This is a genomic window from Amycolatopsis sp. NBC_00348, from assembly GCF_036114655.1.
Lineage (GTDB): Bacteria > Actinomycetota > Actinomycetes > Mycobacteriales > Pseudonocardiaceae > Amycolatopsis.
In genome coordinates this window covers 3,076,836-3,087,551 of record NZ_CP107994.1, presented here as the reverse complement: position 1 = coordinate 3,087,551, position 10,716 = coordinate 3,076,836, and the positions used below count along the sequence as shown (strand labels likewise).

The 10,716-nt window shown below is 74.2% G+C and carries 4 protein-coding genes (1 of these 4 cut by a window edge); 2 read left to right on the top strand and 2 right to left on the bottom strand.

Features of this window, described 5'->3' with window-relative positions; all coding sequences use genetic code 11:
• Positions 1-61: 61 nt before the first annotated feature.
• Positions 62-517: a MarR family winged helix-turn-helix transcriptional regulator gene (locus tag OHS58_RS13470; protein WP_328648432.1), complete on the bottom strand. Its 456-nt coding sequence runs from the start codon at positions 515-517 to the stop codon at positions 62-64.
• A 119-nt stretch (positions 518-636) separates the two neighbouring features.
• On the opposite strand from OHS58_RS13470, the gene OHS58_RS13465 reads away from it, so the two are divergent.
• Positions 637-1,542, top strand: a complete 906-nt coding sequence (locus tag OHS58_RS13465; protein WP_328648431.1) for an NADP-dependent oxidoreductase — start codon at positions 637-639, stop codon at positions 1,540-1,542.
• 75 nt (positions 1,543-1,617) lie between these two features.
• Here the strand turns inward: OHS58_RS13465 and OHS58_RS13460 are convergent, their stop codons facing one another.
• Positions 1,618-2,427 carry a DUF2306 domain-containing protein gene (locus OHS58_RS13460; protein ID WP_326949537.1) on the bottom strand — a complete coding sequence of 270 codons (810 nt, stop codon included), beginning with the start codon at positions 2,425-2,427 and terminating at the stop codon, positions 1,618-1,620.
• A 256-nt stretch (positions 2,428-2,683) separates the two neighbouring features.
• On the opposite strand from OHS58_RS13460, the gene OHS58_RS13455 reads away from it, so the two are divergent.
• Positions 2,684-10,716: the start of an SDR family NAD(P)-dependent oxidoreductase gene (locus tag OHS58_RS13455; RefSeq protein ID WP_328648430.1), read on the top strand. It continues 19,540 nt past the right edge of the window; 8,033 of the gene's 27,573 nt are visible here — the first part of the coding sequence; it begins with the start codon at positions 2,684-2,686; its stop codon lies off the right edge, out of view.

The window sequence follows — 10,716 nt, the reverse complement described above, 5'->3', positions numbered from 1 at the left end:
ACCGCCCTAAACACTCACGACAAGCCGCGGCAGACTCACCAGGCCGTGGGTTGGCTCGCCGCTAGGTCGCGGTCGGGTCGAGGGAGCGCGCGACGATTCCGGTGATGCCGCCGAGCTGACCGAGCTGCTCCTCGGTCAGCAGGCCGAAGACGTGCTCGCGCAGGGTCGCGTAGTAGCCGGGTGCCGATTCGTCGTACTTCCGCAACCCCGCCGGGGTCAGCGACGCGATCGTGTAGCGGGTGTCGGCCGGGTCGGACTTGCGGACCAGCCAGCCCTGCTTCTCCAGCCGGGAGGCGATGCGGGACAGGTGCGACGGCGTGACTCGCGACATCTCCGCCAACGAGGTCATGGTGCGGTCCTGGTGCTGCGACAGGCACCACAGGATCAGGAATTCGGCGTGACTCAGGCCATCCTGCTTGAGCCGCCCCTCCAGCGCCGCGGGCAGCCACAGGATCACGGACAGCAGCGACTCCCAGGTGTCCGCCTCGGCCGGGGCGAAGCCGTCATCCGCTTCCACGGGCGTGACTGTACACGCAGTCACTTTCCGCGGAAAGTGATCTGCGAGACACTTGCCATGGAAAGTAACTGACTCTAAGTTAGTTTCCAGGGAAAGCATCCGCAGATCAAGGAGTCACCATGCGCGCAGCCCGCTACCACGACTACGGCCCGGCGGACGTGCTCGTCGTCGAGGACGTCCCGGAACCGCACGCCGGATCCGGCGAGGTCCGGATCCGCGTCGCCGCCGCCAGCGTGAACCCGGTCGACTGGAAAGTGCGCTCGGGGGCAGCCCGCGCGATGTTCGAGGTCGGCTTCCCGGCGATCCCCGGCCGCGACGCCGCCGGCGTGGTGGACGAGGTCGGCGAAGGCGTCACCGGTGTCACCGTCGGTGACCGGGTGTTCGGGCTCGGCGGTGTGTTCGGGGCGACCGCGCAGTACGCCACGCTGTCCGCGTGGGCGTCCGTGCCGGACGAGTGGACCCTGGCGCAGGCCGCCGGCGCCGGGCTGGCCGTCGACACCGCCGGCAGCGGGCTCGACGCGCTCGGCGACCTGGCCGGCCGCACGCTGCTGGTCGAAGGCGCGGCCGGCGGGGTGGGCAGTGCCGCCGTCGCGCTGGCCGTGGCGCGCGGCGCCACCGTCATCGGCACGGCGAGCGCGGGGAAGCACGACTACCTGCGCGAGCTGGGCGCGCTGCCCACCACCTACGGCGAAGGGCTGGCCGACCGGGTCCGCGAACTCGCCCCCGGCGGGGTCGACGCCGTGCTCGACACGGCCGCCTCCGGCTCGCTGCCCGACCTCGTCGCCATCGCCGGTGACGCGGACCGCGTCGTGACGGTCGCCGACGCGGCCCGTGCGGGTGACCTCGGCGTCCGGGCCCGTTCTTCGGAGAACAACTCCGCGCTGCTCGCCGAAGGCGCCGCGCTGGGCGCCCGGGGCGGGTACACGCCGCACCTCGCCGCGACCTATGCGCTGGACGACATCGCCGACGCGCACCGGGACTCCGAAGGCGGCCACACGCAGGGGAAGATCGTCGTCCTCGTCTGACGGGACGCGCGGACGAGCCCGGCACCGGGGGATGGTGCCGGGCTCGTCCGCCGCCGGGGAAGGCGCGTTCTCGGGTCAGGCCACCGGATCGGGCGACGGCCGTGCGTCCAGCAGCGGCGTCTTCGCGTCCGGGACCAGGGTCGCCTCGGTGGGAGTGACATCGGCCGTCTCCGACGCGACCGCGCGAGCCTGGGCCGCCTTGCGCTTCGCGGCCTGCTCGCCCAGCTTCTTGTAGCGGGCGCGGTTGATGAAGAACTCCGCGATCAGCAGGTTGACCACCCAGGGCACCCACGACGTCAGCGTGGACACCTGGTCCTGCACCGCCGCCGGGCCGTCGACGCCCATCGTGAAGACCTCCGGCTCCAGCCAGAGGATCGCCGGGCCGAGCCAGAAGCGCGACGCCAGGATCGAGAAGCACAGCGCGAAGCTGCGCAGCATCCACTCGCGGTGCTCCACGATGCGGCCCTGGCGGGCGCGGCGGAATCCGGTGATCGTGGTGATCAGCCACAGCAGCCCGAGGATCGCGTTGCCGACCTTCTGGCCGGGGCCGTGCGTCAGCAGCGGCGTGATCGTCAGGATCGCGATCCCGGCCGGCAGCGCGCCGCCGAAGACGTAGATCCGGCCGGACACGCGGTGCAGCTTCGGGAACTTGTTCCGGAGGCGAGGCCACACCTGGATCGCCGCGGTCACGAACGCGACCGAGCCGAAGAAGATGTGCGTCACCAGCAGCGGGTAGTAGAACGGCACGTCCAGCCGGGTCGCCGCCGTCGACTTGCTCGGATCCAGGCCGACGTAGTTGGGCAGCCGGAACGCGAGGAAACCGAACGCGAGGAAGTAGAAGGGGACGATCCAGGGGCGTCTCAGCGCCGTTCCGATGCGTGACATGGGTGGGCCTTCCGTGGGAGGAACCGGCGCGAAGAGTGTGGCGCGAAGACAGTGGGGAAAACCGTAGAGTTCGCTCGCCACCGATCCCGGATCGGCCGCAACAGCTAGGGAAAACAGGGTCCGTCCGGCGGCATAGTCTGCCTGACCTCCGTGTCGGCGGTGGTTCGGGCGGCGGCGTACCGCGGCTTCCCCATCGCACGCCGGAACGGACCCCGTCCGAACCCTTGGGAGCGCCGCGGTGGAACGATCCGAGCACGTGCCTGACGAGCGTGCCGTTGCCCGTGCAGGTGCCGTCGCGGTCGTGGGCCTCGCCTGCCGGCTGCCGTCGGCCGACGGGCCCGGCGCGTTCTGGACGCTGCTGCGCGAAGGCGCCGACGGCACCACCGACGTCCCGCCGGAGCGCCGCGCCTCGGTCCCGCCGGAAACCCGCCGCGGCGGCTTCCTGTCCGATGTGGACACCTTCGACGCCGCCTTCTTCGGCGTGCCGGCGCGGGAAGCCGCGACGATGGACCCGCAGCAGCGCCTCGCCCTGGAGCTGGGCTGGGAGGCCCTGGAGGACGCGCGGATCGTCCCCGCCCGCCTCGAAGGCAGCGCGACCGGCGTGTTCGTCGGCTCCAGCGCGGACGACTACGCGACCCTGCTCAAGCAACGCGGCGCCGCCGCCATCGGGCACCACACGCTCACCGGCCAGAGCCGCGCCGTCGTCGCCAACCGCATCTCCTACACGTTCGGCCTGCGCGGGCCCAGCATGTCCGTCGACACCGGGCAGTCGTCCTCGCTCGTGGCCGTGCACCTGGCCTGCGAGGCGCTGCGCAGCGGTGAAGCCGACCTGGCCCTGGCCGGCGGCGTCCAGCTCAACCTCGCGCCCGAGAGCACCGTCGCCGCCGACCGGTTCGGCGGCCTCTCGCCCGACGGCCGCTGCTACACCTTCGACGAGCGCGCCAACGGCTACGTCCGCGGTGAGGGCGGCGGGTTCGTCGTCCTCAAGCCCCTGGCCGCGGCGCTGGCGGACGGTGACCGCATCCACTGCGTCATCGAGGGCGGCGCGGTCAACAACGACGGCTTCAGCGACACCCTCACCACCCCGAGCGCGCAGGCGCAGGAAGCGGTCGTCCGGGCCGCGCTGCGCCGCGCGGGCGTCCCGGCGGACGCGGTGCGCTACGTCGAGCTGCACGGCACCGGCACCCGCGTCGGCGACCCCCTGGAAGCGGCCGCGCTCGGCGCGGTGTTCGCGCCCGGCCGCCCCGGCGACGACCCGCTGTGGGTCGGCTCGGTCAAGACCAACATCGGCCACCTCGAAGGCGCGGCGGGCATCGCCGGCCTGCTGAAGGTCGCGCTGTCCCTGGCCCACGGCGAGATCCCGCCCAGCCGCAACCACGAGCACCCGAACCCGGCCATCCGGTTCGACGAGTGGCGCCTGCGCGTCACCTCCGACGTCCGGCCGTGGCCCGAGGCGACGGCCTACGCGGGCGTCTCGTCCTTCGGCATGGGCGGCACGAACTGCCACCTCGTGCTTTCCGCCCCGCCGCAGCGGGTCGAGACCACCGGACGCTCCCGTGTGGACGATCCGGGCGCGGTCGTGCCGTGGGTGCTGTCCGCCCGGACCCCGGGTGGCCTCCGCGGCCAGGCCACCGGACTGGCCGCCCTCGACGCGGCCCCGCTCGACGTCGCGCACTCGCTCGTCACCACCCGCAGCGCGTTCCCGCACCGCGCCGTCGTCCTGGCCGCCGACCGGCCGGCCGCGCTGGCCGCCCTCGCCGCCGGCGACCCGGCCGCCGACGTCGTCTCGGGCACCGCCGCCGACGCCCCGCGCCTGGCCGTCGTGTTCCCCGGCCAGGGCGCCCAGCGGCCGGGCATGGGCCGCGAGCTGTACACGCGGTTCCCCGTCTTCGCCGACGCGATCGACGAGATCTGCGCACGCTGCGACACCGAACGCCCGCTGCGGGACGTCCTGTTCGCCGAGGAGGGCTCGGCCGACGCCGCGGTCCTCGACGAGACCGGGCACACCCAGCCCGCGCTGTTCGCGTTCGAAGTCGCGCTGTACCGGCTGTTCGCGTCGTGGGGCGTCGCCCCGGCGTTCGTCGCCGGGCACTCCGTCGGCGAGCTGGCCGCCGCGCACGTCGCCGGCGTCCTGTCACTGGACGACGCCTGCATGCTGGTCACCGCCCGCGGCCGCCTGATGGGCTCGCTGCCTGCCGGCGGCGCGATGGTCTCGATCCGCGCCGCCGCCGACGAGGTCGAGCCGCACTTGACCGGCGACGTCGTCCTGGCCGCGATCAACGGGCCCGCGTCCGTCGTCATCGCCGGGCCCGAGGAGCCGGTGCTGGCGCTGGCCGCCCGGTTCGAGGCCGACGGCCGCAAGGTGACGCGGCTGCCGGTGAGCCACGCGTTCCACTCGCCGCTGATGGACCCGATGCTGGCGGAGTACCGCGGCGTCGTCGACCAGCTCGACCTGCGGCCGCCGGTGCTACCGGTCGTCTCGACCGTGACCGGCCGCCCGCTGAGCGCGGCGCAGCTGCAGTCGCCGGACTACTGGGTCCGGCAGGCGCGCGAGACCGTCCGGTTCGCCGACGCCGTGACGACGTTGTGGCGCCAAGGCGTCACGGCGTTCCTGGAGCTCGGCCCGGACGGCACCCTCACCTCGCTCGTCCGCGCGTCCCTCGACGGCCAGGGCGAACCCGTCACCGTGCGGGCCTCGCTGTCCGGCCGGCCCGAGGACCACGGCGTCGTCGCCGCGCTGGCCGGGCTGTACGTGCACGGCCTCGACGTCGACTGGACCGCCGTGACCGGCGGCGGTGCGGTGCTGGACCTGCCGACGTACGCGTTCGATCGGGAGCGGCACTGGTTCGACGCCGCCGAGCCCGCCCGGGCCACGCCCGCGCCGCCGGCCGGCCGCGATCTGCTGCGGCTGGTGCGCGGCGAGGCCGCCGCGGTCCTCGGCGTCACCGGCGGCGTCGACCCCGACACCTCCTTCCGCGAGCTGGGTTTCGACTCGGCGATGAACGTCGACCTCGCGGTCCGCGTCGGCGCGGCCACCGGCCGGACGCTGGCCACGACCGAGGTCTTCGACCACCCCACGGCCCGCGACCTGGCCGGTTACCTGGCCGGCTTCGTCGCCGAGCCCACCGGCCCCGCTCCGGCGGCCGGCGGCGCGGCCGACCCGGTCGTTGTGGTCGGCATCGGCTGCCGGTACCCCGGCGGCGTCCGCTCGCCCGAAGACCTGTGGCGCCTCGTCGACGGCGAAGTCGACGCGATCGCGGCCATGCCCGGCGACCGTGGCTGGCCGGCCGCCGTCCTGGACACCGGCCGCCCCGGCGGGTTTCTCGACGACGTCGCCGGCTTCGACGCCGGCCTGTTCGGCATCTCACCGCGCGAAGCGCAATCGATGGAGCCGCAGCAGCGGCTGGTCCTGGAAGTCGCCTGGGAAGCCCTCGAACGCGCCGGCATCGCGCCGCTGTCCCTGCGCGGCACGCCGACGGGCGTTTTCGTCGGCGCCACCGCGCAGGACTACGGCCCGAAGCTGGCCGAAGCGACCGGCGACGCTGAGGGGTACGTCCTCACCGGCACCTCGCCGAGCCTCGTCTCCGGCCGGCTCGCGTACGTGCTGGGCACCGAAGGCCCCGCGGTCACGGTGGACACGGCGTGTTCGTCGTCGCTGGTCGCGCTGCACCTGGCCGTCCGGTCGGTGCTGTCCGGCGAGACGTCCCTGGCCATCGCGGGCGGCGTCACGGTGATGGCCGAGCCCGGCATCTTCGTCGAGTTCGCCAAGCAGGGCGGCCTGTCCGAGGACGGCCGCTGCAAGGCGTTCGGCGACGGCGCCGACGGCACCGGCTGGGCCGAAGGCGTCGGCATGGTCGTCGTCGAACGGCTTTCCCGCGCCCGCGAACTCGGCCACGACGTCCTCGCCGTGGTCCGCGGCTCCGCCGTCAACTCCGACGGCGCGTCCAACGGCCTCACCGCCCCGAACGGCCTCGCGCAGCAACGCGTGATCCGCCAGGCCCTGGGCGACGCCGGACTGGCTGCTTCGGACGTCGACGTCCTCGAAGCCCACGGCACCGGCACCCGGCTGGGTGACCCGATCGAAGCCCGGGCGGCGCTGGCCACCTACGGCCAGGACCGGCCGAGCCCGCTCGTGCTGGGCTCGGTGAAGTCGAACATCGGGCACACCCAGGCCGCGGCCGGCGTGGCCGGCGTGATCAAGATGATCTTCGCGATGCGCCACGGCTCGGTGCCGCGCACGCTGCACGCCGACGTCCCGTCGTCCCACGTGGACTGGACGGCCGGCGCGGTGGAACTCGCGACGGCGGCGCGTGACTGGCCGGCGGGGGAGCGGCCGCGCCGGGCCGCGGTGTCGTCGTTCGGCATCAGCGGCACCAACGCCCACCTCATCCTGGAACAGGCGCCCGCTTTCGAGCCGGCCGAACCGGCGCGTGACGTCGTCCCGGTCGTCGTGCCGTGGGTCGTGTCCGCGCAGTCCGACGACGCCCTGCACGTGGCCGTCGAGCAGCTGCATGCGGTCGACGCGGACCCGGTCGACGTCGGCGCTTCGCTGGTCACCACGCGCTCGTCGTTCGACCGGCGGGCCGTGCTGCTCGCCGGGCCCGACGGGCTCGCCGAGGTCGCCCGCGGGACGGCGCCGCCGGTCGAGCCGCTCGTCGCGGTGCTGTTCGCCGGCCAGGGCACCCAGCGCGTCGGCATGGGCGCCGGGCTCGCCGCCCGGTTCCCGGTGTTCGCCGCCGCGTACCAGGAGGTCATCGGCCATTTCGACGCCGCGATCGGCACCGGCGACGCCGCCGTCCTGAACCGCACCGGCACCGCGCAGCCCGCGTTGTTCGCGCTGGAAGTCGCGTTGTTCCGCCTCGCCGAATCGCTCGGGGTGCGACCCGACCACGTCGCCGGGCACTCGATCGGCGAGCTGGCGGCGGCCCACGTCGCCGGTGTGCTGTCGCTGGCCGACGCGTGCACGCTGGTCGCCGCGCGCGGCCGGTTGATGGAGGCGCTGCCCGAGGGCGGCGCGATGGTCTCGCTGCGCGCGTCCGAGGACGAGGTCCGGCCGCTGCTGGTCGACGGCGTCACGATCGCCGCGATCAACGGCCCCACGTCGCTGGTGATCTCCGGCGTCGCGGATGCGGTTCTGCAGGTCGCGTCGGCGTTCGAGGACACGCGGCGGCTTTCGGTGTCGCATGCGTTCCACTCGCCGCTGATGGCCCCGATGCTCGACGACTTCCGCCGCGTCGCCGAAGGCTTGACGTTCCACGAGCCGTCGATCCCGGTCGTCTCGACGGTCACCGGCCGCGTCGAGCCCGGGCTGACCGACCCCGGGTACTGGGTCGAGCAGGTCGTCGCGACCGTGCGGTTCGCCGACGCCGTGACCACGCTGCAGGCCGCGGGGACCGAGGCGTTCGTCGAGATCGGCCCGGACACCACGCTGTCGGGCATGATCGCGCGGGCCCTGCCGGGCGCGGCGACCGTGCCGCTGCTGCGTGCCGACCGCGCCGAGGAACCGGCCGTCGCCGCCGCGCTCGGCCGGCTGCACCTGCTCGGCGTCCCCCTCGATTGGGACGCCTACTTCGCCGGGACGGGCGCGCGTCGCGTCGCGCTGCCGACGTATCCCTTCCAGCACGAGCGGTTCTGGGTCACCGCGTGTCCCGCCCCGGTCGAGCTGGGCCTGGACCGGCCGGGGCACCCGCTGCTCGGCGCGGCCGTCGAGCTGCCCGGCGACGACGGCTCGGTGTTCACCGGGCACCTCTCGCCGTCGTCGCTGCCGTGGCCGGCCGACCACGTCGTCGAAGAGCGGATCCTGTTCCCCGGCACCGGTTTCGTCGAGCTGGCACTGCGCGCGGGCGTCGAACTGGGCTGCGGCGCGCTCACCGAGCTGACGGTGACGGCGCCTCTGCCCCTGGAACGCGACGGTGTGAGCATCCGGGTCCGCGTCGGCGGCCCCGACTCGGCGGGACGCCGGGATGTCTCCATCCACTCGCGCACGCAAGGCGGTGCGTGGACGCGGCACGCCACCGGTCGCTTGGCCCCTTCGGCCGCCGCACCGGTCCTGACGTCGTCAGGTCCCGCCGCCTCGCCGCTGGACGTCGAGGAGATGTACCGGACGTTGTCCGCGGCCGGGCTGGACTACGGCCCCGCGTTCCGCGGCGTCCAAGCGGCGTGGCACGAGGGCGATGACCTGTGCGCGGACCTGACCCTGCCGTCCGCGGCGGGTGACGTCGAGGGCTACCTGCTGCACCCGGCGCTGTTCGACGCGGCGCTGCACCTGGTCCCGTTCTTGGGCCTGGACGCCGAACCGCGGGCTCGCTTGCCGTTCGTCTGGTCGGACGTCGCACTGCACGCGGTGGGCGCTTCGGCCGTGCGGCTGCGCATCCGCCGCCTGGGCCCGGACACGGTGACGCTGTCCTTGACCGACGCCGCCGACGCCCCCGTCGCGACGGTGGGTTCCCTGGTCCTGCGCCCACCGGCCGACCCGGCCCCGGCGGGCCCGCCACCACTGCTGCGCGTCGAGTGGACGCCGAAGGACCTGGGCACCCCGGCGGACCTGACGTGGGCTTCGGTGGGCCCGGACGACCTGGGTGCACTGCTGCCGAGCCGCCGCGCGGCACCTTCGGCGGCCGACGTGCTCGTGGTCCCGGTCCCGGACCCGGTAGGCCTCTCGACCCCGGACGGCATCCGCTTGGTGACGTCGGCGGTCCTGGGCCACCTGCGTGACCACCTGGAGGACGAAGCACAGCTGGTGTTCCTCACCCGCGGCGGTCCAGCCGCGGCGGCCGCGGAGGGTTTGGTCCGCTCGGCCCAGGCGGAACGTCCGGGCCGCTTCTTCCTGCTGTCACTGGAAGACACCGAGTCCGAAGTGGACGAGACGCTGGCGACGGCCCTGTCGGCGTTGCCTGAGTCGGGAGAGACCGAGATCCGCGTGCGCGAAGGCCGGGTGGAGGTACCCCGCCTCGCCCCAGTGCCCGCGTCCGCGACCGTCGCCGAGCCGACCTCGGCCGGCTGGGGTGATGGCGCAGTTCTGATCACCGGTGGTACCGGCGGGCTCGGCGCGCACGTCGCCCGGCACCTTGTCGCCCACCATGGCGTTACCCGGCTCGTGCTCGTCGGTCGCCGGGGGAGCGCTGCTCCCGGTGTTGCCGACCTGGCAACCGAACTCACCGAGCGCGGCGCGGACGTCACCGTCGCCGCCTGTGACGTCTCCGATCGCGCTGCCCTGGCCGAGCTGCTGGCCCAGCACCTCGTCACCGGCGTCGTCCACGCCGCCGGGGTGCTCGACGACGGCGTCCTCGATGCTCTCACCCCCGAGCGGCTCGCCCGGGTGCTCGCGCCCAAGGTCGACGCGGCCTGGCATCTGCACGAGCTGTTGCCCGATCTCGCCGGCTTCGTCGTGTTCACCTCCGTCTTCGGCGTGCTCGGCAACGGCGGTCAGGGCGCCTACACCGCCGCCAACGCCGCTCTCGACGAGCTGGTCCGGGGGCGGGCCGCCGCGGGGTTGCCCGGCCGGGCCGTCGCGTGGGGGCCGTGGGCGCACCAGAGCGGGATGACCGGGACGTTGTCCGACACCGAACTGCGGCGGATGGCCCGCGCGGGCCTGCCGACGCACTCCGTCGACGACGGTCTCGCCTGGTTCGACGCCGCGCTGGAAGGACGGGACCCGGTCGTCGTCGCCGCGCACCTCGATCGGCCCGCGTTGCGGGCTCTCGACTCCGTGCCGCCGATCCTGCACCGCCTGGTCCCGCCGCGCCCGCGCCGCGCCGCCGTCGCCGCCGGGCAGCCCGCGACCGACCTCGGCGCCGTCGTCGTCACCACCGTCGCGAACGTCCTCGGCCACGCCTCCGCGGCCAACGTCGACCCCGCTCTGACCTTCCGCGAACTCGGCCTGGACTCCCTGACCTCGGTCGAACTCCGCAACCGCCTCGCCGAGGCGACCGGCCTCCGGCTGCCCGCGACCCTCGTCTTCGACCACCCGACCCCCGACGCGGTCAGCGCCTTCCTCAAGACCCTCGTCGAGGGCGACAGCCCGGCGCCGGCCCGGGCCGTCACCACCGCGCGCACCGACGACCCGATCGTCGTCGTCGGCATGGCCTGCCGCTACCCCGGCGACGTGACGACCCCGGACGAGCTGTGGGACCTCCTCACCGAGGGCCGCGACGGGATAACCGACTTCCCGGCCGACCGTGGCTGGCACGTCCCGGACGCGGACTTCACCCGCGCCGGCGGCTTCCTGCACGGCGCCGCCGAGTTCGACGCCGACTTCTTCGGCATCTCCCCGCGTGACGCGCTCAGCGC